The following is a 21196-nucleotide window of genomic DNA, read 5'->3' as shown; positions in this document are numbered from 1 at the left end:
CACTCCCGACCTCCCTCACGTCTTCATCGACGCTAGTCGGTCGCACCGACAACGCACGGAGGCATTGACCTGAACGACGAAAACCGGGACTGTTCCGCTCAGGGTGAGACGGGCCGCAGGGCGGCGAAGGCGAGCCCCATCGCCACGACGCACATCGCGAGCACCGCCCCGAGGAACCATCCCCACCCCGCCGAGCCGAAGACCAGGCCCAGCGCCCACCCGAAGACGCTCGAACCGGCGTAGTAGCCCAAGTAGTACAGCGACGACGCCTGGGCGCGAGCCCGCGGGTCCGCCGCGACCGGCGTCCATCCGGATGCCACGGCGTGCGCGCCGAAGAATCCCGCCGTGAAGGCGACCAGTCCCACGACCGCCGCCGCCGTGGCCGGGACGAACATCAGAGCGACACCACCCGTCATCACCACAGCGCACGCCAGCAGGACGGGGAGCCGACCGTGCCGAACCGCCAGCGCTCCCGCGCGCGGGGACGACACCGTTCCCGCCAGGTAGGCCAGGAACAGCAGCGTGATCACCACGGGCGGGAGCGAGAAGGGCGGCTCGCTCAGATGGAAGCCGAGGTAGTTGTAGACCGCGACGAACGCCCCCATCAGCAGGAAGCCCTGTGCGTAGAGGGCGAGCTGAACCGGTGACCGCAGGTTCAGCCACAGCCGACGCCGCACCGATGGCCCCGGCGTCGACCGGAATCTGCCCGGCATGAAACCCCGGGCGGCCGGCACGAGCGCCAGGAACAGCACCGCCGCCACCACGCACAGCAGGACGACGGATGCCACGCCCCACCGCCATCCGGCCAGCTCCGCGACCCACCCCGAGACGACGCGGCCGGTCAGCCCGCCCACCGTGGTGCCCGCGATGTACGACCCCGCCGCCGCGGCGACGTGGCGCGCGTCGACCTCTTCGCTCAGATACGCGAGCGCGACGGCAGGTACCGCCCCGAGCGCCGCGCCCTCGAGCAGACGAAGGGCGAGCAGGATGCCGAGATCATGCGCGAACGGAGTGATGCCGCCGAGAAGGGTTGCGGCGATCAGGCCGATGGCCATGGCCGGCACCCGGCCGACCCGGTCGGCGACGATCGACCAGGGGATGACGGCGACGGCAAGCCCCAGAGTGGATGCCGACACCGTCAGCGCCGCGCCCGACGGAGAGGCTCCGACGTCTGCGGCGATGACCGGCAGCACGGCCTGGGTCGCGTACAGCTGCGCGAAAGTCGCGACACCGCCGAAGAAGAGTCCGATCAGCAGTCGCCGGTATGCGCGGCTCCCCGGGAGGTGTCCAGAGAAGTCGCTCACCGTTCGACAGTACTTCGCGGCGGGTGGGGCGGAGGGCCCACCCGCCCTCGCGCGCGGGGTTGTGCCGGGTATCCGCTGCCCGGCGATTGTGTCCGTAAATGCGAAATGGCCACCCAGCGTTGGGTGGCCATTTCGTTAAAGGAAGTCCGGCGGTGTCCTACTCTCCCACAGGGTCCCCCCTGCAGTACCATCGGCGCTGAGAGGCTTAGCTTCCGGGTTCGGAATGTGACCGGGCGTTTCCCTCTCGCTATGGCCGCCGAAACACTATTGATGTGTTCGTAAACCAACAACGATTGTTTCATTGTTGTTGTTCTCGACCGTACATCGAGAACCACTCAGTGGACGCAAGCACCAAAAACAGGTGTGTTATCAAGTCATCGGCTTATTAGTACCGGTCAGCTTCACGTATTACTACGCTTCCACATCCGGCCTATCAACCCAGTAGTCTGGCTGGGAGCCTCTCACCCACAAGGGGCATGGAAGTCTCATCTTGAGGCCGGCTTCCCGCTTAGATGCTTTCAGCGGTTATCCATCCCGAACGTAGCTAATCAGCGGTGCTCCTGGCGGAACAACTGACACACCAGAGGTTCGTCCAACCCGGTCCTCTCGTACTAGGGTCAGATCCTCTCAAACTTCCTACGCGCGCAGCGGATAGGGACCGAACTGTCTCACGACGTTCTAAACCCAGCTCGCGTACCGCTTTAATGGGCGAACAGCCCAACCCTTGGGACCTACTCCAGCCCCAGGATGCGACGAGCCGACATCGAGGTGCCAAACCATGCCGTCGATATGGACTCTTGGGCAAGATCAGCCTGTTATCCCCGAGGTACCTTTTATCCGTTGAGCGACAGCGCTTCCACAAGCCACTGCCGGATCACTAGTCCCGACTTTCGTCCCTGCTCGACCTGTCAGTCTCACAGTCAAGCTCCCTTGTGCACTTACACTCGCCACCTGATTGCCAACCAGGTTGAGGGAACCTTTGGGCGCCTCCGTTACATTTTGGGAGGCAACCGCCCCAGTTAAACTACCCACCAGGCACTGTCCCTGAACCGGATCACGGTCCTAAGTTAGATATCCAGAGTGACCAGAGTGGTATTTCAACAATGACTCCACACTCACTGGCGTGAATGCTTCACCGTCTCCCACCTATCCTACACAAGCCACACCGAACACCAATACCAAGCTGTAGTAAAGGTCACGGGGTCTTTCCGTCCTGCTGCGCGTAACGAGCATCTTTACTCGTAATGCAATTTCGCCGAGTTCGCGGTTGAGACAGTTGGGAAGTCGTTACGCCATTCGTGCAGGTCGGAACTTACCCGACAAGGAATTTCGCTACCTTAGGATGGTTATAGTTACCACCGCCGTTTACTGGGGCTTAAATTCTCAGCTTCGCCTTGCGGCTAACCGGTCCTCTTAACCTTCCAGCACCGGGCAGGCGTCAGTCCGTATACATCGTCTTGCGACTTGGCACGGACCTGTGTTTTTAGTAAACAGTCGCTACCCACTAGTCTCTGCGGCCACCACACCCTTTCGGAGCAAGTCCTAATAAGTGGATGGCCCCCCTTCTCCCGAAGTTACGGGGGCATTTTGCCGAGTTCCTTAACCACGATTCTCTCGATCTCCTTGGTATTCTCTACCTGACCACCTGAGTCGGTTTGGGGTACGGGCGGCTTGAACCTCGCGTCGATGCTTTTCTCGGCAGCATAGGATCACCCACTTTTTATCCGCATCGTGTCTCAGCCTGCATGACTCCCGGATTTGCCTAAGAGTCGGCCTACGCACTTGCACCAGGACAACCATCGCCTGGCTTGGGCTACCTTCCTGCGTCACACCTGTTAATACGCTAGCCGCACCAGCATGGGGTCGAGCGTTCACACGGACGACCATCACCCCGAAGGGATCCGGAACATTCCGAGCTAGGACTCTTAGCACCACTGGATTGACTGGGGCGGTTCTTCGCCGGTACGGGAATATCAACCCGTTGTCCATCGACTACGCCTGTCGGCCTCGCCTTAGGTCCCGACTTACCCAGGGAAGATTAGCTTGACCCTGGAACCCTTGGTCTTTCGGAGGACGTGTTTCTCACACGTCTTTCGCTACTCATGCCTGCATTCTCACTCGTGTAGCGTCCACGGCTGGGTCACCCCGCCGCTTCACTCGCCACACGACGCTCTCCTACCCATCAACACGGCTGGACCACGAAGGCCTACCAAAAATGTCAATGCCACAACTTCGGTGGCGTGCTTGAGCCCCGTTACATTGTCGGCGCGGAATCACTTGACCAGTGAGCTATTACGCACTCTTTCAAGGGTGGCTGCTTCTAAGCCAACCTCCTGGTTGTCAAAGCAACTCCACATCCTTTCCCACTTAGCACGCGCTTAGGGACCTTAGTTGGTGGTCTGGGTTGTTTCCCTCTCGACTATGAAGCTTATCCCCCACAGTCTCACTGCTGCGCTCTCACTTACCGGCATTCGGAGTTTGGCTGACGTCAGTAACCTTGTAGGGCCCATCGGCCATCCAGTAGCTCTACCTCCGGCAAGAAACACGCAACGCTGCACCTAAATGCATTTCGGAGAGAACCAGCTATCACGAAGTTTGATTGGCCTTTCACCCCTATCCACAGCTCATCCCCTCAGTTTTCAACCTAAGTGGGTTCGGTCCTCCACGACGTCTTACCGTCGCTTCAACCTGGCCATGGATAGATCACTTCGCTTCGGGTCTAGGACACGCGACTGAATTGCCCTATTCAGACTCGCTTTCGCTACGGCTACCCCACACGGGTTAACCTCGCCACGTATCGCTAACTCGCAGGCTCATTCTTCAAAAGGCACGCTGTCACCCCTACTAAGGAGGCTCCAACGGTTTGTAAGCAAACGGTTTCAGGTACTATTTCACTCCCCTCCCGGGGTACTTTTCACCTTTCCCTCACGGTACTTGTCCGCTATCGGTCATCTGGGAGTATTTAGGCTTATCAGGTGGTCCTGACAGATTCACACGGGATTTCTCGGGCCCCGTGCTACTTGGGATACTCTTCACGCCAAGAACAAGCATTTCGACTACGGGGTTCGCACCCTCTATGACCGGCCATTCAAAACCGTTCGTCTATACCCTCTTGTCACGTCGACTGCTCGGCAGAACAATCCGAAAAGTCCCACAACCCCCCACACGCAACCCCTGCCGGGTATCACACGCATAAGGTTTAGCCTGATCCGGTTTCGCTCGCCACTACTCACGGAATCGCTGTTGCTTTCTCTTCCTGTGGGTACTGAGATGTTTCACTTCCCCACGTTCCCTCTACCCGCCCTATATATTCAGGCGGGAGTCACCAGGTACGCACGCGCCCTGGCGGGGTTTCCCCATTCGGACACCCTCGGATCAAAACTCGCTTATCAGTTCCCCGAGGCTTATCGCAGATTGCTACGTCCTTCTTCGGCTCCAGATGCCAAGGCATCCACCGTTTGCTCTTAAAGACTTGAAATCACATGAGTTGAATCGTCAAAAAATTGACTAATGATCTTTAAGATCATCTTCACCACACAACCCCGAAGAGTTGCATGGAAGATGCTCGCGTCCACTGTGTAGTTCTCAAAGTACGGGCGGAACCCCCTCCACACCCACCAACCGGCAGGCACAAAAGAGGCCCAGAGGAACACACACCAACCACCACCAGCCTTCCGACTAGCGCGATCAGCGCCCGGCCCCTCAGGACCCAACAGCGTGCATGCCCCACCACCGAGAGCCCCCACCTTTCCGACCACCGAAGTGATGTACTCAGCAGAAACCCCCACCAATGAGGCCTCGTCAAATGTTCCACCCATGAGCTAACCAGCGAGACACATTCGGTCCCGACCTGGCGCCTGGACACCACAACCCACAGACTGTGACGCCAGATGCTCCTTAGAAAGGAGGTGATCCAGCCGCACCTTCCGGTACGGCTACCTTGTTACGACTTAGTCCTAATTACCGATCCCACCTTCGACGGCTCCCTCCACAAGGGTTAGGCCACCGGCTTCAGGTGTTACCGACTTTCATGACTTGACGGGCGGTGTGTACAAGACCCGGGAACGTATTCACCGCAGCGTTGCTGATCTGCGATTACTAGCGACTCCGACTTCATGAGGTCGAGTTGCAGACCTCAATCCGAACTGGGACCGGCTTTTTGGGATTCGCTCCACCTCACGGTATTGCAGCCCTTTGTACCGGCCATTGTAGCATGCGTGAAGCCCAAGACATAAGGGGCATGATGATTTGACGTCATCCCCACCTTCCTCCGAGTTGACCCCGGCAGTATCCCATGAGTTCCCACCATTACGTGCTGGCAACATAGAACGAGGGTTGCGCTCGTTGCGGGACTTAACCCAACATCTCACGACACGAGCTGACGACAACCATGCACCACCTGTTCACCAGTGTCCAAAGAGTCCCGTATTTCTACGGTGTTCTGGTGTATGTCAAGCCTTGGTAAGGTTCTTCGCGTTGCATCGAATTAATCCGCATGCTCCGCCGCTTGTGCGGGTCCCCGTCAATTCCTTTGAGTTTTAGCCTTGCGGCCGTACTCCCCAGGCGGGGAACTTAATGCGTTAGCTGCGTCACGGAAACCGTGGAATGGTCCCCACAACTAGTTCCCAACGTTTACGGGGTGGACTACCAGGGTATCTAAGCCTGTTTGCTCCCCACCCTTTCGCTCCTCAGCGTCAGTTACGGCCCAGAGATCTGCCTTCGCCATCGGTGTTCCTCCTGATATCTGCGCATTCCACCGCTACACCAGGAATTCCAATCTCCCCTACCGCACTCTAGTCTGCCCGTACCCACTGCAGGCCCGAGGTTGAGCCTCGGGATTTCACAGCAGACGCGACAAACCGCCTACGAGCTCTTTACGCCCAATAATTCCGGATAACGCTTGCGCCCTACGTATTACCGCGGCTGCTGGCACGTAGTTAGCCGGCGCTTTTTCTGCAGGTACCGTCACTCACGCTTCTTCCCTGCTAAAAGAGGTTTACAACCCGAAGGCCGTCATCCCTCACGCGGCGTTGCTGCATCAGGCTTCCGCCCATTGTGCAATATTCCCCACTGCTGCCTCCCGTAGGAGTCTGGGCCGTGTCTCAGTCCCAGTGTGGCCGGTCACCCTCTCAGGCCGGCTACCCGTCGACGCCTTGGTGAGCCATTACCTCACCAACAAGCTGATAGGCCGCGAGCCCATCCCAGACCGAAAAATCTTTCCAAACATGACCATGCGATCACGCCTCATATCCAGTATTAGACACCGTTTCCAGCGCTTATCCCAGAGTCCAGGGCAGGTTGCTCACGTGTTACTCACCCGTTCGCCACTGATCCACCAAGCAAGCTTGGCTTCACCGTTCGACTTGCATGTGTTAAGCACGCCGCCAGCGTTCATCCTGAGCCAGGATCAAACTCTCCGTAAAAGAAAAAATGCAAACAACACCGGGAAAACGATGCCGCCGCGAGTTTGAAACTGACCAAAGAGATAAATCATTACTGACTATCCATCGCCAACCCCCAAAAGGGCTGGTCTTTGATCCAAAGGAATTTCTCGCAGTCCGAAGACCAACGAGGAATAAATTGGCATTTGACAAGTGCACGCTGTTGAGTTCTCAAGGAACGGACGCACCCACAGAAACAGTCATCTCGACCAACCCATGAGGCAGTTCACTTCAATACGAGACCACTCGACCCTCTGGCTCTCACCGTGGGACCTATCAAAAGATCAACGTCGTGAAAACCGGTCGAATGACTAGAACCGAAACTCTACACCATCCAGCGCAGGTCTCGGGGCGGCTCACCACTTGAGAGGACGCGGGGCCTTCCGGCCGCTCCGCTCTCCCCTGTGGGGCGAACAAGTAATAACTTACGTGCGATCCCACGATCGGTCGAATCCGCACCGCATCCCGGGCGTGTCGCACGCGTGAAGTCCCGGAAACATGCGGCTGAACGACGAGAGCCCGATCGACGGTCAGTCGATCGGGCTCTCGTCAGGCGTCATCGCCCGCGGCATCGCTCAGGCCTTCGCCGTCTCCACCGTCTTCTCGACGGCGAGCGGCCACAGCGCATCGAGCAGCTGGCGCACCCAGGCGATGAGGTTGGCATCGTCGGCGTCCTGCGGGAGCGGCACCACCATGGCATCCCCTCCCGCCACCAGCTTCGCCTTCGGATACAGGCGCTGGAGGCGCACGCGCATGGACTCCGCCAGGTTCGCGGGGGCGATGCGCAGGTTGGAGCCCATTGCGACGACGTCGGCGAGACCGGCCTGCGCGGCGCGCCGGCGCAGGCGCGCGACCGCGATGAGCCCCTCGACCTCGGCCGGCGGCTCGCCGTAGCGGTCGCGCAGCTCTTCGACGACGAGGTCGATCGCGTCGTCCTTGGCCGTGGCGGATGCCGCGGCCGACAGCTTCTGGTACGCCTCGAGGCGCAGCCGCTCGCTGTCGATGTAGAACTCGGGCAGGCGCGCGTCGACCGGCAGCTCGAGGCGCAGCTCGGTGGGACCGTCGACGTCCTCTCCGCGGAACGTCGACACGGCCTCGCCGATCATGCGCAGGTACAGGTCGAACCCGACGCCCGCGATGTGACCGGCCTGCTCGGCGCCGAGGAGGTTTCCCGCCCCGCGCAGCTCGAGGTCTTTCAGCGCGACCTGCATGCCGGAGCCGAGGTCGTTGTTGACGGCGATGGTCTCGAGGCGGTCTGCCGCGGTCTCGGACAGCGGCTTCATCTCGTCGTACAGGAAGTACGCGTACGCGCGGTCGCGCCCGCGGCCGACGCGCCCGCGGAGCTGGTGCAGCTGCGACAGGCCGTACTTGTCGGCGCGGTCGATGATGATCGTGTTCGCGTTGGAGATGTCGAGACCGGTCTCGATGATCGTCGTCGACACGAGCACGTCGGCGCGGCGCTCCCAGAAGTCGTCGACGACCTGCTCGAGCGCGTGCTCCCCCATCTGCCCGTGGGCGACGACGATGCGCGCCTCGGGCACGAGTTCGGCGAGGTGCGCGGCGACCCGCTGGATCGACGACACGCGGTTGTGTACGTAGAACACCTGTCCCTCGCGCAGCAGCTCGCGGCGGATGGCGGCGGCGATCTGCTTGTCGTTGCGGGGACCGACGTAGCTGAGGATCGGATGCCGATCCTCGGGCGGCGTCGCGAGCGTCGACATCTCGCGGATACCGGTGACGGCCATTTCGAGCGTGCGCGGGATGGGCGTCGCGCTCATCGCGAGGATGTCGACGTTGGTCTTGAGCTTCTTCAGCGCGTCTTTGTGCTCGACGCCGAACCGCTGCTCCTCGTCGATGATCATCAGCCCGAGATCCTTGAAGATGACCTTCTCGGTCAGGATGCGGTGCGTGCCGATGACCATGTCGACGGTGCCGTCGGTCAGGCCCGCGAGCGTCGCCTTCGCTTCCTTGTCGCTCTGGAAGCGCGAGAGCGGACGCACGGTCACCGGGAAACCCGCGAAACGCTCGGCGAAGGTCTCGAGGTGCTGCTTGACCAACAGCGTCGTCGGTACGAGCATCGCGACCTGCTTGCCGTCCTGGATGGCCTTGAACGCCGCGCGGACCGCGACCTCGGTCTTGCCGAAGCCCACGTCGCCCGAGAGCAGGCGGTCCATCGGGATCGGCTTCTCCATGTCGGCCTTGATCTCGTCGATCGTCTGCAGCTGATCCTGCGTCTCGGCGAACGGGAAGGCCTCTTCGAGCTCACGCTGCCACGGGGTGTCGGGCCCGAAAGCGTAGCCCTTGGATGCCATGCGTGCCGAGTACAGCTTCACCAGCTCGACCGCGATGTCGCGGACAGCCTTGCGCGCGCGCCCCTTGGCCGCGGCCCAGTCGCTGCCGCCCATCTTCGACAGCGTCGGCGCTTCGCCGCCGACGTACTTGGAGAGCAGGTCGAGCTGATCGGTGGGCACGAACAGCTTGTCGCCCGGGTACCCGCGCTTGGACGGCGCGTACTCGAGGACGAGGTACTCCTTCGTCGTCTTCACCGCGTTGCGCCCGCCGCTGGAGACCTCGCGCTGCGTCAGCTCGATGAACTTGCCGATGCCGTGGGTGGCGTGCACGACGACATCGCCCGGCTTGAGCTGCAGCGGGTCGACGACGTTGCGCCGACGCGACGCGAGCTTCTTGACGCCCCGGTTGTCGCCGCTCACCGACCGCCCGTAGAACTCGGTCTCGGTGATGACGGCGAACTTCGCCTCGGTCAGCTCGAAGCCGCGCTCGAGCGGTGCGCACACGACGTGCGCCACCCCCGGCTCGGGAACGGTGCGCACGTCGTCGACGCGGCGCGCGGCGATCCCCCGCTCGGCGAGAACGTCGCGGGCGCGATCCACCATGCCGGGGCCGGATGCCGTGACGACCACGGACCACCCGTCGCTGAGGAGCTGACCTACGTGCGCCGTGGCACCGTCGACGTTGCCCTGGAACGACGGCACGGCGTCGGCCTTGATGCGGTGGGCGGAGTCGTCACCGACGACGAGACCCTCGTCTTCGGCATCCGCCGCGCCCGAGTCGAAGGCACTGAACTGCCACCACACGCCGCCGCGGCCGCCGGCCCGCTCGTGCAGGTCGTCGAGCGTGACGAAGTCGCCGGAGTCCAGGTCGACCGGGGTGTCGGCACCCGCGGTGGCCGCCGACCATGCGGCCTCGAGGAACTCGCGGTTGGTGTCGCCGAGGGTCGTCGCGCGCGCGAGCGAGCGCTCCGGGTCGACGAGGGCCACGGCGCTGCCGCCAGGCAGATAGTCGACGAGCGTGATGAGGTCGTCGATGAGTACCGGGATGAGCGACTCCATGCCCTCTGCCGGGATGCCCTCGGCCATCTTCTCGAGCAGCTGGCGCAGGCCCGGGTAGCCGTCGCGCAGCTCGGCGGCGCGCGCCCGCACCTCGGCGGTGAGCAGCAACTCGCGGCTGGGCACGAGGGTGACCGTGGTGACCTCGCCCGGGAGCGAGCGCTGATCGGCGACGGAGAAGGCGCGGATCTGGTCGACCTCGTCGCCGAAGAACTCCACGCGATACGGGTGGTCGGCCACCGGCGGGAAGACATCGAGGATGCCGCCGCGCACGGCGAACTCGCCTCGGCGCGACACCATGTCGACGCGGTGATACGCCAGCTCGACCAGGCGCGTCGTCACCGTCTCGAGCTCGTGCCCGCGACCGCCGACGACGAGCTCGACGGGTTTGACGTCGCCGAGGCCGGGGGCGAGGGGTTGCAGCGCGCTGCGCACCGACGCGGTCACGATGAGCGGCGTCTCCCCGTCCCAGGCGGCGATCCGGCGCAACACGTCGAGGCGCCGACCGACCGTCTCGGGGCTGGGGCTGAGGCGCTCGTGCGGCAAGGTCTCCCACGCGGGGAAATGCAGCACATGAGCACCGGGGAGCACGGCATCCAGGGCCGGCCCCAAGGACTCGGCGCGGCGTCCCGTCGGGGCGATCACCAGCACGGCGCCGGGCTGGCCCGCGGCGCGCCGCCGCTCGACGAGCCCGCCGATGACGGGGGCGTCGAGGCCATCGACGAGGGAGAGAGAAAGGTCGGCGGATGCCGCGGAAGCGGCCCCACGGTACGACTCAGCCTGCTCGAGGGCGCGCACGATCCCGGGAACTGTCACTCGGATGAGTTTACGCGGGGCCTCCGACATCGGGCCGGCTGCGGCGGCGCCCGCGTCTCGTAGAGTGACCGCATGACCTCCCCCCGCACGCCGGACGGCCCGGTCTTCGCTGCGCCGCACGTCGCGCCGCCCGTCGGGACGCTGCTGACTCCCCCGCCTTCCCGCCGCCGCCGGCGCCCGCTCGGGACCGCGGCGCTGCTGTTGTCGATCGTGGCCACCGTCCTGGCATCCGCCGTCGGGGGCTTCGCGGCCTTCCGCACCGCCCGGGGCGCGGCGCCCGGTCTCGAAACGCTTTCCGCCGGCCCCTTCGACTGGCGTGTGCTGTCGCCCGTGCGAGACGTCGTGCTCGTCGGCGAAGTCGCCTTCTGGGCCGGCAGCGTCATCGGCATCGCGGCGCTCGTTCTCGGAATCGTCGCGACGGCTCTCGGCTCGGGGCGCGGCGCCGGTATCGCCGCGATCGTCGTCTCCGCGCTCGGCCCCTTCGTCTTCGGGGGCCTCACCGCCGTCGGCCTGATGGCCGGCCTTGCCGTCACGACGAGCGGCGTCACCCCGGTGTGAGTGCGTTACCCCGCCGGTAGGGGGCGCGTCCAGCCCCGCGAGGTCGCACCCGGAACGTCTTTACACTCGCGGCAACGGGCGCACCGCACCCACTACACGCCGATCCGGGCAGCTTCTGCCCGTGACGACCAGAGGAGCATCTCGTGAGCACCACCCCGCCGCCGCCGGAGCCGTACGACCCGCCCCCGACGCGCAACGATGCGCACGCCGCAGCCGCCGGATACAACGCACCCCCCTTTGCACCGGGGCACCGCGCACCGGTGTCGAAGAAGCTCGGCATCATCGCCTTCGTCGCAGCCCTGCTCGGCGTGGTGATCGGTGCGATCCTCGCCTTCGTCGCGGGTCTGCAGACGGCGGAGATCGCCCAGTACGCCGACACTTCGACCGGCCAGCTCGATCCGAACACGCTTCCCCCGGGGGCCGAGCAGACCGCGATCGCGGTCGCCGGACTCTCGGTCGCCGCATTCGCCGTGTACGGCATCCTGGGCCTCTGGGGATTCATCCAGGGCATCGTCGCCGCGATCAAGAACCGCGGGCGCGGGTGGGGCATCGCCGCGATCGTCATCGCCGTACTCGGTGGAATCGTCGTCATCACCGCCCTGGGCGTCGGGGCGGCCGCCGGAGTCGGTTCGACGATGTGACAGTCAGTCTCACGACGAGACCCCGGCCTTTCGAGGCCGGGGTCTCGTCGTGAGATGACAGGGTCGAAGGTGGGCGGTGGGTGACGGACCCCCGCCCGGCATGTCGACCTCCGCATGGCCGGGGCCGGCGGATCGGATCGAGACGCGAGCATCGACGGGCTCGCAGACCCCGCCAGGGACCGCGACCCTCAGGAACGCGGGGCGTGGAAGCGCTGCTGAGCGGCGATCACGCCCTCGTCGACGAGCAGCTCCACGGCATCCGCGGCATCCGAGATCAGGATCGGGAGCGTCTGACGCTCGGCCGAGCCGAACGGATCGAGCACCCAGTCGGCGGGGTCCTGACGACCGACGGGACGACCGATGCCCACGCGGACGCGGGGGAAATCGGCCGTGCTCAGCGCTTTGGCGATGTCGCGGACGCCGTTGTGTCCGCCGTGGCCGCCGCCGATCTTCAGCTTGATCGTGTCGTAGGGGATGTCGAGCTCGTCGTGCACGACGACGACGCGGTCGGCCTCGACGCCGTAGAAGCGGGCGAGGGATGCGACGGGCCCGCCCGAGACGTTCATGAAGCAGTTGAGCTTGGCGAGCACGAGCTTCGCCGCCCCCGGCCGCAGCCACGTCTCGACGACGCGCGCGTTGGCCTTGTGGGCGCGGAAGGATTCGCGCCGGCGGGCGGCGAGCTCGTCCATGACCATCTGACCGATGTTGTGCCGCGTCGCCTCGTAGCGCGGGCCGGGGTTGCCGAGACCGACGATGAGCCAGGTGTCTGCCATGGCATCCATCCTTCCGGAAGGGCGAACCGGGTCCGCGCGGGGTGAGCGGGCCGTGACGACCCGGGGAATGAGAACGAGGGGGCGCGAGAACGCGCCCCCTCGTGGTCGGCGAGCGAAGCCCGCCCGGGATTACTTGTCGTCGCCCTCGTTGGCCTCGGCGTCTTCGGCCTGCTCTTCGGCGACCTCGGCGTCGGCCTCGGCGATCTCGGCGTCGGCGGCGATCGTGTCGAGCGGAACCGAGACGCCCACGATGAGGGTCTCGGGCTCGGTGACGAGGGTGGCGCCCTGCGGCAGCTTCAGGTCGGCAGCGGTGATCTGCGTGCCGTCCTCGGCGCCCTCGACGTCGACCTCGATGTTCTGGGGGATGTGGGTGGCCTCGACCTCGAGCGACACGGTGGCGTTGTCGAGGTTGGCGATGGTGCCGGAGAAGGGCTCGCCCACGACGATCACGGGCACGTCGACCTGGACCTTCTCGCCCTTCTTCACGACGATGAGGTCGATGTGCTCGATGATCTGACGCACGGGGTCCTTCTGCACGTCCTTGACGAGCACCAGCTGGCTCTTGCCCGCGATGTCGAGGTCGAGCAGCGCGTTGGCGCGACGGATGAGCAGCGCGACCTGGTGGCCGGGCAGCGCGACGTGCTGGGGCTCGGTGCCGTGACCGTAGATGACGGCCGGGATCTTGCCCGCGGCGCGGAGGCGACGGGCGAAGCCCTTGCCGAAGTTCTCGCGGAGCTCCGCGACGACCTTGTTGTCTTCCGACATGATGTTCTCCTCGCGAGCACGCGGCCCGCAGCTCGTGCGCGGGACGTGGCCCGCGCCTGTGTGGTCTGGATTCGACTCGAACGCGAGCGCGTGAGGAAAGCCGGGGAGCCTGCATCACCGCGTCGATCACGGATGCCACGTGCACCGACAGGTGCGCGGCAATCCCTCGCCGAAGTTCCCGGGAAGTCTACCAGCGACACGCCCGCGTGACGAACGGCTCCCCCGAGCGCGGGCGGAAAGCCCCCTCGCGCGCCGGTAGGATCGATGTGCCACACCGACCCGGAGGACAATCATGGACAGCGGCTTCTTCTCACACGTCGTGCTCTGGGTCATCGGCGGCATCGCCACGATCGGCCTCGTCGGCACCGTCGGCGCCCTGTTCTCGATGGGCCGCAACGCCGGCTACAAGAAGCATTGACGCCGCAGCCTCCCGACGAGGCGGCGCTCGACACCCCTTCCGGCTCTCGCGGAGCGCGCCCACGCCTGCCGACCCGGACGCGTCGGCGGCGATTGCGAAAGCGGCCGTGGCAGCCGGGGTCGGTGCGATGAGCGTGATGATCCCGCCGACGTCGATCGACGCGCAGGCGGGCGCGTGAACGACGGCGGCCACCCCCTCGCACCGGCTGTGCCGCGCCGTGGGGAGCGCGGCTCGCAGCCGCAGACCCCGCCGTAAGCGACCCGGACGGCCCCTCAGCGGCATCCGGTGGGGGCGCACCGCCGTCGTCGAGGTCGAGGTCGCCGATGGCGGCGGGCCGCCGCCGATCGAGGTCGCTCAGGAGGTGGGGGTGGCCAGGTGCAGGTCTCCGATGACGACCTCGATCAGCTCACCGGGACGGACAGTGGCCTGCGAGTGCGGGGCGCCCATCATGACGACGTCGCCGGCGCCGAGGGTCGACCACCCCGCGACGTAGGCGAGACACTCGCGCGGCGTCATGGGCAGTCGGCCGGCGGACGTCTCGGCTCGGGTCTCGCCGGCAGTTCGCAGCGTCATCGGCAGATCGTCGTCGAGGGAGAGCGTCGTGTCGATCCAGGGCCCCAGCGGGGTGTACCCCACCCCCGACTTCGACTCGAAATTGCGCGGGTCGGCGGCGGCACGGTCGGGGCTCGACAGATCATTCACGGCCGTGATGCCGAGCACGTACTCGTGCGCGTTGCCGGCCGTGAGTCCCGTCGTACCACGCCCGATGACGACGGCGACTTCGGCCTCGGCCACGGTCTGACCGGCGTCACGACGCAGACGCACGGCCGTCGCGGGACCGACGACCGTTCGAGGGCTCTTCAGCCACGCCTGCACGGGCGACGCGTGACCGGGACCGTTCTGCGCGATGCCGACGACCACCGTCGGCGCGCACGGGGCGGTGAGCTCTCCCTCGACGGGGCCAGCGGCATCCCGAGGTTCCGCACCCGCCGCGAATGCGGCGTACGGGTCGTCGATCGGCACGTAACGTCCGTCTTCGGCGACGCGGACGGTCTGGACACCGTGCGTGGTGACCACGCGAGCGATACGCATCAGAGCACCGCCGTCGTACCGAGGTCGACGACGATCGGCCGACCGTGCACGGGATCGCGGGTCGAACGGGGAAGCGACGCCGGCGCCCCCACCGGGACGCCGGCGCACTCCCCTCGACCCGCCGGGGTGCGCGTCTGCGTGCGAGGTGCCGACGTGCCGCCGTCGGCGGGGCGTCCGACGGTGGCGGCATCCGGCCCGTGCAGGACCACCGGGGCACCGACCCCGGCGCGTCCCCCGGCGAGGGTGCGGCGCACCCCGAGGCGGGACCCCGAGGCGAGTGCGGGGGTGCCGGTGAGGGGGAACCCGCCGGTCATCGGATGGTCCGGACGGTGACGGTGGTGGCATCCACGCCCTCGCCGGCCTCTTCACGCGACACCTTGATCGCGTCATCGGTGCGGGTGAGGTCGCGGCGCAGGGTCTCGGGCACCAGGAAGGTGGAGGCGGTGGTGATCAGCGCGAGCGTCGCCATGTAGATGGCCAGCAGCAGCCAGTTCGCATCGCTGACGGCGATGATGTACGCGCCCAGCACGCCGGCGAGACCACCGGCGAGAACGGCGGAGATCTCACGCGCCATCGCGACGCCGAGGTAGCGGTGGCGGTTGCCGAACAGCTCGGGGAGCATGGCGCACTGGGGTCCGAGCATGGAGTTGTGACCGCGACACCGATGCCGATCGCGATGACGGCGATGGTGATCGGGTAGTTGCCCAGCGACATCAGCCACCACGCCGGGAAGGTGAACAGCAGCATGAACAGCGCGCCCGCACGGTAGACGGTGCGGCGACCCATGCGGTCGGAGAGGGCCCCCGTCAGCGGCACCGAGAAGATGCCGATGAGCGAGCCCAGCGTGACACCCCAGGTGAGCAGGCTGCGGTCGGCCTGACCGCCGACACTGGCGACGAAGAAGGTCAACGCGAGGGTGTTGAACATGTACGAGCCGCCGTTCTCGGCCATGCGCAGGCCGATGCCGACGATGACTCCGGGCAGGCCGCGGGTGAAGATGTCGCGGATGGGACGCTCAGCGATCTGCTCGCTCTTCTCGAGCTCGATGAACGTGGGCGTCTCCCGCAGACGCATGCGGATGAACAGCGCGAGCAGGATGAGCACGAACGACGCCAGGAACGGCACGCGCCAGCCCCAGCTGAGCAGCTGGTCCTTCCGGCAGCAGCGAGATCAGGCTGAACACGACGGCGGCGAGCAGCGTTCCCGCCTGGATGCCGATGAACGGCAGCGCCGAGAAGAACCCACGGCGCTTGACCGGCGCGTACTCGGCCATGAGCACGGTGGCACCCGCCTGCTCGGCGCCGGCGCCGAAACCCTGCAGCAGGCGCATGATCACGAGCAGGATGGGGGCCAGGATGCCGACCGCCTCGTACGTGGGCAGCAGACCGATGGCCGTGGAGGCACCGCCCATCAGCAGGATCGTGATGACGAGCACCCACTTGCGGCCGAGCTTGTCACCCAGGACGCCGAAGAACAGTCCACCAAAGGGTCGGGCGAGGAAGCCGACGCCGTAGGTCGCGAAGGCGGCGACGGTGGCGAGGGCCGGGTCGTCCTGCGAGAAGAACAGGACGTTGAAGATCAGCGCCGTGGAGAGACCGTAGAGCGCGAAGTCGAAGTACTCCAACGCGCTGCCGATGCTCGAGGCGAGCGTCGCGCGCCGCAGGTTCGCGGCGTATTCGGGGTCATCCGTCGGCTGCGGCGTCGGTGTGGATGCTGTGGTCACGGCCATCTCCTTCGATCGGCTGGGGTCTTGCGACGAGGCGACTGTACCAACCCTGTGTACAGAGTTCAATATGTTGAACAGAAGTCGGGAGGCGGTCGGCGGTGACGGCGTATTGGGGCGGTGTCGGCCGACTGGGGCGGGCGGTTTTCGCCCCAAGACGCGGAATCTGCCCCAAACGCGTGCAGGGGCGGTGGAGGGCGTGGGGGCGCGGGCGGGCGCGGGCGCGGGGCGCGGACGGGGGCGCGAGCGGGCGCGGGGCGCGCGCGGGCGCGGTGGGCGCGAGCGGGCGCGGTGGGCGGGGTGAGGTCGGCGCGCGGGCGGGCGCGGCTCGGATGCGCCGCCCGGGGCCGGCGACGTCAGGCGGAGCGGGACGCGCTGAACGGATTCGTCAGCGCCCGGGCGGCCTCGCGCAACGCGGCGCCGACGCGCGCGATGCGCTCGGACGTGGCATCCGCCACCGGAAGGCCGACCCCCAGCGCCAGCTGCGGGTCGCCCGGCGCCCAGCCTTCGAGGGGCACGGCGACACCCACGATGCCGCGGAACGACTCCTCCTCGTCGACCGACCAGCCGCGTTCACGCGCGGCAGCGATCTTGGCGAGCACGGCATCGACGTCGATGGTGCTGTGCGAGGTGAGCTGCGGCAGAGGGCGCCCTGTCGACAGCATCTCGCGGACGTCGTCGTCGGTGCGCGTCATCAACAGCGCGCGGCCCGTGGCCGACAAGGCCGCGGGCAGCCGCGAACCGAGCGGTGTTCCCAACCGCACCGAACGCGACCCCTCGTACCGGGCGAGGTACAGAGCGTCGGTGTCGTCGAGCACGGCCACCTGCACGAGCTCGGTCGCCAGCACCGGCGACGTCTCGCAGACGGCGTAGAACTCGCGCACCTGATTGAACTGTGCGGCGAAGGCGCCGCCCAGCTCGGCAGTGCGGATGCCGAGGCGATAGCCGAGCGGCACGCGCTCGATCATGCGCTCGGCCTCGAGCGAGAGGCACAGGTTGGCCGTCGACGACTTCGCCAGGCCGAGCCCCGCGGCGAGTTCGGTGAGCGTCAGCGCTCGTCGGGCTTCGGCCAGCAGACCGAGCAGGCGGATGCTGCGCCCCACCGCCGGCGCGGGATCCCGCGCGACCCCGCCCGCTGCGTCATCGCTCACTGCGACCTCCCGTCGTGCCGGCACCGCCCGTGGGCGACGCGTCAGTAGAACTCGACCGTATCGACAACCGCACGCATCGACTGACCGTCGAGCAGGCGCGTGGCGTTCTCGGCGAAGCGGCGGGCGATACGCTCCTCCTCCTTGCTGCTGAGCGCGGCGGTGTGCGGGCTCACCAGCACATTCGGATGCCGCCACAGCGGGGAGTCCGCGGGCAACGGCTCCACCTCGAACACGTCGAGGGCTGCGAACGACACCCGGCCGTCGTCGAGCGCGCCCCGCAGCGCCGCCTCGTCGATGACCGAGCCACGACCGACACTGGCGAGGATGACACCGGGCTTGACCGCGGCGAGAATTTTCTCATCGATGAGATGGTGCGTCTGATCGGTACCGGGGAGGGTGACCACGATGGCATCCACCTCGGCGACGGCCCGCTCCAGATCGTCGAGTGGAACCAGGCGATCGACCGCGTCGACCGGGGCGCCGGAGCGGGTGGTGCCCCATACCTCGGCACCGAGGGCATGGAAGCGACGCGCGCACTCGGCGCCGATCCCCCCGAGCCCCACCACGAGGACCGTCATCTCGTCGACCTGGCGCATCTCCCACCGGTCGGTCCATCGTCGTTCGGCCTGCTGGCGCGCGAGGCGCGGGAGGTCTTTCGCTCCGGCCATCACGCCGAACACCGCGAATTCGGCGAGCGGACCGCCGTGCACACCGGCGCTGGTGGTGAAGACGACGCGCTCGAGCGCGCCGCGGTCGAGACCGGCGGCCTTGACTTGTCCGCCACCGCCGGCCGCCGTGGTCATCACCCACCGCAGACGGGGGTTCGCGGCGACCGTGCGGGCGAGGGCCGCGGGGTCGACATCGGGGATGCCGAAGAGCGCGTCGGCCGAGTCGACCATGGCGTCGAACTCCGCCTGCTCCTGCGCCGTGCGCGTGTGGTGCGGGTCGCCCGACCAGTCGGCGGGGCCTCGCATGGGGTGGGTCAGACGCGCATCGCGCACGAGTTCCACACGCGGCTCGAGACGCTCGATGAGGCGGCAGTGTTCCTCTTTCAGGGGCACCGCGACCACGGCGCGTAGTGTTTCGTTCGTCGACATCGTCGTCTCTCCCTCTGCCGAAACGGGTGCGACCGTCACGACTCGCATGAATCCTCGTCCACCATACTGAATCCTGTTCAACCAGTTGTCCAGCCGATAGGATGACATCATGAGCGCACTCGACGAAGAGAATCTCGCATCCATCCGCCTCGGCGTCTGGGGCCTCGGCGCCATGGGCGAGCCCATGGCTCAGCACCTTCTCGGTGCGCGCGGCGCACTGACCGTGCACGCCCGGCGCGAACGGCCCCGCCTGACCGAGGCCGGCGCAGCCTGGGCCGCGACGGCACGCGAGCTCGGTACCGCCTGCGACGCGGTGCTGGTGATGCTGCCGGATCTGCCCCAGCTCGAAAAACATCTGGACGGGCCCGACGGGCTGCTGGCCGGCATCGGTGAGCGGGAGTTCCTGCTGATGATCGGCTCGACGTCGTCACCGGTCGGCGTGCGCGAGCTCGCGGAGCGCCTGCCCTCCGACATCCGGGTCGTGGACTGCCCCGTTTCGGGCGGGGAAGACGGAGCCAGAGCCGGGCGCCTGTCGATCATGCTCGGCGGCTCCCCCGCTGATGCCGACCTCGCCGCCGCCCTGCTCGCCCCGTGCGGCACGCCGGTGCGCCTCGGCCCGCTGGGCGCGGGCGAGGTCGCCAAGGCCTGCAATCAAATGGTCGTGGCGGCGACGATCCTGGCCCTCGGCGAGGCGACGGAGCTCGCCGCCCGCTCCGACGTCGACCCGGCCGCGCTGTGGGCGCTGCTCGGCGGCGGATACGCGGGGTCGAACCTGCTCGAGAGCCGCCGGGAGAAGCTCGTCTCCGGCGACGACTCCCCCAGCGGCGTCGCGGCGTACATGGTGAAAGACCTGCGCTTCGCGGCGGACATCGCCACGGCCACCGACACGCGACCGGCACTCCTGCCCGCTCTCCGCGCAGCCTTCGACGAGATCGTCGACCGGGGTCTGGGCGAGCGCGACATCGCGGTGACGCGGCGGTTCACCGCGGTCCGCAGCGACGGCTAGAACCGACGCACGACCCGGGATACGCCCTCGAGCGGGCGCCCCGGGTCGCGTCTGCTCGTCAGAGCGCGAAGACGACCTTGCCCGAGCGCTGCGAGTCGCGTGCCGTGGCGAAGGCCTGGTCGGCATCCGTCAGCGCGAACTCGTGCGTCACGGCGCTCTCGATGCCGGGGTTCGCCGCCAGCAGCGCGATCGCCTGGTCGATCTCGTCATGGAAACGGAACGCGCCCAGGTAACGCACCTCCTTCGAGATGAAGGGGGCGAGATTGACCGGTCGCGGATCGTCGGGCAGCATCCCGACCTGAACGACCGTGCCGCCGGGGCGCACGGCCTTCAACGCGGTCGAGATGGAGACCGGCACGCCCGAGCATTCCAGGACCACGGCGTAGGCGTTCGGCTCGACCGCCTCGGTCGTCACGTCGATGGTCGCCGCAGCGCCCACCGCCTCGGCACGCTCGAGGGGGCCGGCGAGGACGTCGGTCGCGGTGACGCGCGCGCCCGCGGCGACGGCGGCGGCCACGGCCATGAGGCCGATCGGCCCCGACCCGGTGACCAGCACGTCGAGTCCTTCGACGTCGCCTGCCTTGCCGAGCGCGTGCAGGGCGACGGCGAGGGGCTCGGCCAGCACGGCACGGCGGACCGGCAGCGCGTCGGGGAGCACGCGAACCATGCCGGCCTCGACGACGAGGTACTCCGACGCGGCGCCCTGGGTGTGCGGCCAGGTCGAGGCGCTGCCGAGGTACGAGCCGCCCGGCCACAGGTGGGGCGCGTTCTCGATGCCCTCGCGCGGTGTGCCGAAGCGGGCCGGGTGCACCGTGACGGGCGTGCCCTCCGCCAGGACGCCGGAGGGGTCGAGGTCGACCCGCCCCGAGAGCTCGTGGCCCGGGACCAGCGACTCGCGCACGACGAACGCGCCGTTCGCGCCCTCGTAGAAATAGTGCAGGTCGGATCCGCAGATGCCGACGTACTGCACCCGCAGACGCACCTGGCCTTCGCCCGGCTGGGGCACGGCGACCTCGCGCACATCGGCGGTGAGCGCCTTCTCGATCAGCAGAGACTTCATCGTC

13 protein-coding genes, 3 rRNA genes and 1 pseudogene are annotated in these 21196 nt (G+C 66.7%); 4 read left to right on the top strand and 13 right to left on the bottom strand.

Annotation, left to right across the window (positions count from 1 at the left end; all coding sequences use genetic code 11):
• Positions 1–98: 98 nt before the first annotated feature.
• The 5 genes from QE410_RS06425 to mfd form a co-directional block, all read right to left on the bottom strand.
• A complete protein-coding gene (locus QE410_RS06425; protein WP_307329465.1) occupies positions 99–1304 on the bottom strand; it encodes an MFS transporter in 1206 nt (401 codons plus the stop codon).
• A 144-nt stretch (positions 1305–1448) separates the two neighbouring features.
• Positions 1449–1565, bottom strand: a 5S ribosomal RNA gene (gene rrf, locus QE410_RS06420).
• A 104-nt stretch (positions 1566–1669) separates the two neighbouring features.
• Positions 1670–4782 (bottom strand): 23S ribosomal RNA (locus QE410_RS06415).
• A gap of 423 nt (positions 4783–5205) precedes the next feature.
• Positions 5206–6727 (bottom strand): 16S ribosomal RNA (locus QE410_RS06410).
• Together the 16S, 23S and 5S rRNA genes form the textbook arrangement of a ribosomal RNA operon.
• Before the next feature lie 593 nt (positions 6728–7320).
• Entirely contained in the window at positions 7321–10908 is a 3588-nt protein-coding gene (gene mfd / locus QE410_RS06405) for a transcription-repair coupling factor (protein WP_307329462.1), read from the bottom strand.
• A gap of 72 nt (positions 10909–10980) precedes the next feature.
• Between mfd and QE410_RS06400 the strand changes: the two genes are divergently transcribed.
• The gene (locus QE410_RS06400) at positions 10981–11466 is read left to right on the top strand and encodes a hypothetical protein (protein WP_307329460.1); all 486 of its coding nucleotides are present in this window, start codon (positions 10981–10983) and stop codon (positions 11464–11466) included.
• A gap of 143 nt (positions 11467–11609) precedes the next feature.
• Complete coding sequence (locus QE410_RS06395) at positions 11610–12107, top strand: hypothetical protein (protein WP_307329457.1); 498 nt, start codon at positions 11610–11612, stop codon at positions 12105–12107.
• A 188-nt stretch (positions 12108–12295) separates the two neighbouring features.
• Here the strand turns inward: QE410_RS06395 and pth are convergent, their stop codons facing one another.
• The gene (pth, locus tag QE410_RS06390) at positions 12296–12880 is read right to left on the bottom strand and encodes an aminoacyl-tRNA hydrolase (protein WP_307329455.1); all 585 of its coding nucleotides are present in this window, start codon (positions 12878–12880) and stop codon (positions 12296–12298) included.
• Between the two features lie 129 nt (positions 12881–13009).
• Entirely contained in the window at positions 13010–13645 is a 636-nt protein-coding gene (locus tag QE410_RS06385) for a 50S ribosomal protein L25/general stress protein Ctc (protein ID WP_307329453.1), read from the bottom strand.
• Between the two features lie 292 nt (positions 13646–13937).
• On the opposite strand from QE410_RS06385, the gene QE410_RS06380 reads away from it, so the two are divergent.
• Positions 13938–14063 carry a hypothetical protein gene (locus tag QE410_RS06380; RefSeq protein WP_261742869.1) on the top strand — a complete coding sequence of 42 codons (126 nt, stop codon included), beginning with the start codon at positions 13938–13940 and terminating at the stop codon, positions 14061–14063.
• Between the two features lie 354 nt (positions 14064–14417).
• Here the strand turns inward: QE410_RS06380 and QE410_RS06375 are convergent, their stop codons facing one another.
• From QE410_RS06375 to QE410_RS06355, 5 genes and pseudogenes are all read right to left on the bottom strand, one after another.
• Positions 14418–15155 carry a fumarylacetoacetate hydrolase family protein gene (locus tag QE410_RS06375; protein ID WP_307329448.1) on the bottom strand — a complete coding sequence of 246 codons (738 nt, stop codon included), beginning with the start codon at positions 15153–15155 and terminating at the stop codon, positions 14418–14420.
• Positions 15155–15469 (bottom strand): hypothetical protein, encoded by a 315-nt coding sequence (locus QE410_RS06370; RefSeq protein ID WP_307329445.1) that lies wholly within the window; start codon positions 15467–15469, stop codon positions 15155–15157. Before QE410_RS06370 ends, QE410_RS06375 begins: the two co-directional genes overlap by 1 nt.
• Positions 15466–16884, bottom strand: a pseudogene (locus tag QE410_RS06365) (MFS transporter). The gene QE410_RS06370 and the pseudogene QE410_RS06365 overlap by 4 nt, the downstream one beginning before the upstream one ends.
• Before the next feature lie 350 nt (positions 16885–17234).
• Positions 17235–18029: an IclR family transcriptional regulator gene (locus QE410_RS06360; protein ID WP_307329443.1), complete on the bottom strand. Its 795-nt coding sequence runs from the start codon at positions 18027–18029 to the stop codon at positions 17235–17237.
• A gap of 41 nt (positions 18030–18070) precedes the next feature.
• Positions 18071–19126: a D-2-hydroxyacid dehydrogenase gene (locus QE410_RS06355; RefSeq protein ID WP_307329440.1), complete on the bottom strand. Its 1056-nt coding sequence runs from the start codon at positions 19124–19126 to the stop codon at positions 18071–18073.
• Between the two features lie 109 nt (positions 19127–19235).
• On the opposite strand from QE410_RS06355, the gene QE410_RS06350 reads away from it, so the two are divergent.
• A complete protein-coding gene (locus QE410_RS06350; protein ID WP_307329437.1) occupies positions 19236–20132 on the top strand; it encodes an NAD(P)-dependent oxidoreductase in 897 nt (298 codons plus the stop codon).
• Between the two features lie 58 nt (positions 20133–20190).
• On the opposite strand, the gene QE410_RS06345 is transcribed toward QE410_RS06350, so the two are convergent.
• A complete protein-coding gene (locus QE410_RS06345) occupies positions 20191–21192 on the bottom strand; it encodes a zinc-binding dehydrogenase (RefSeq protein WP_307329435.1) in 1002 nt (333 codons plus the stop codon).
• Positions 21193–21196 lie beyond the last annotated feature (4 nt).

This window comes from Microbacterium sp. SORGH_AS_1204 (assembly GCF_030818935.1).
GTDB lineage: Bacteria > Actinomycetota > Actinomycetes > Actinomycetales > Microbacteriaceae > Microbacterium.
The sequence above is the reverse complement of the archived record's forward strand: the minus strand, read 5'-3'. Positions and strand labels throughout refer to the sequence as shown.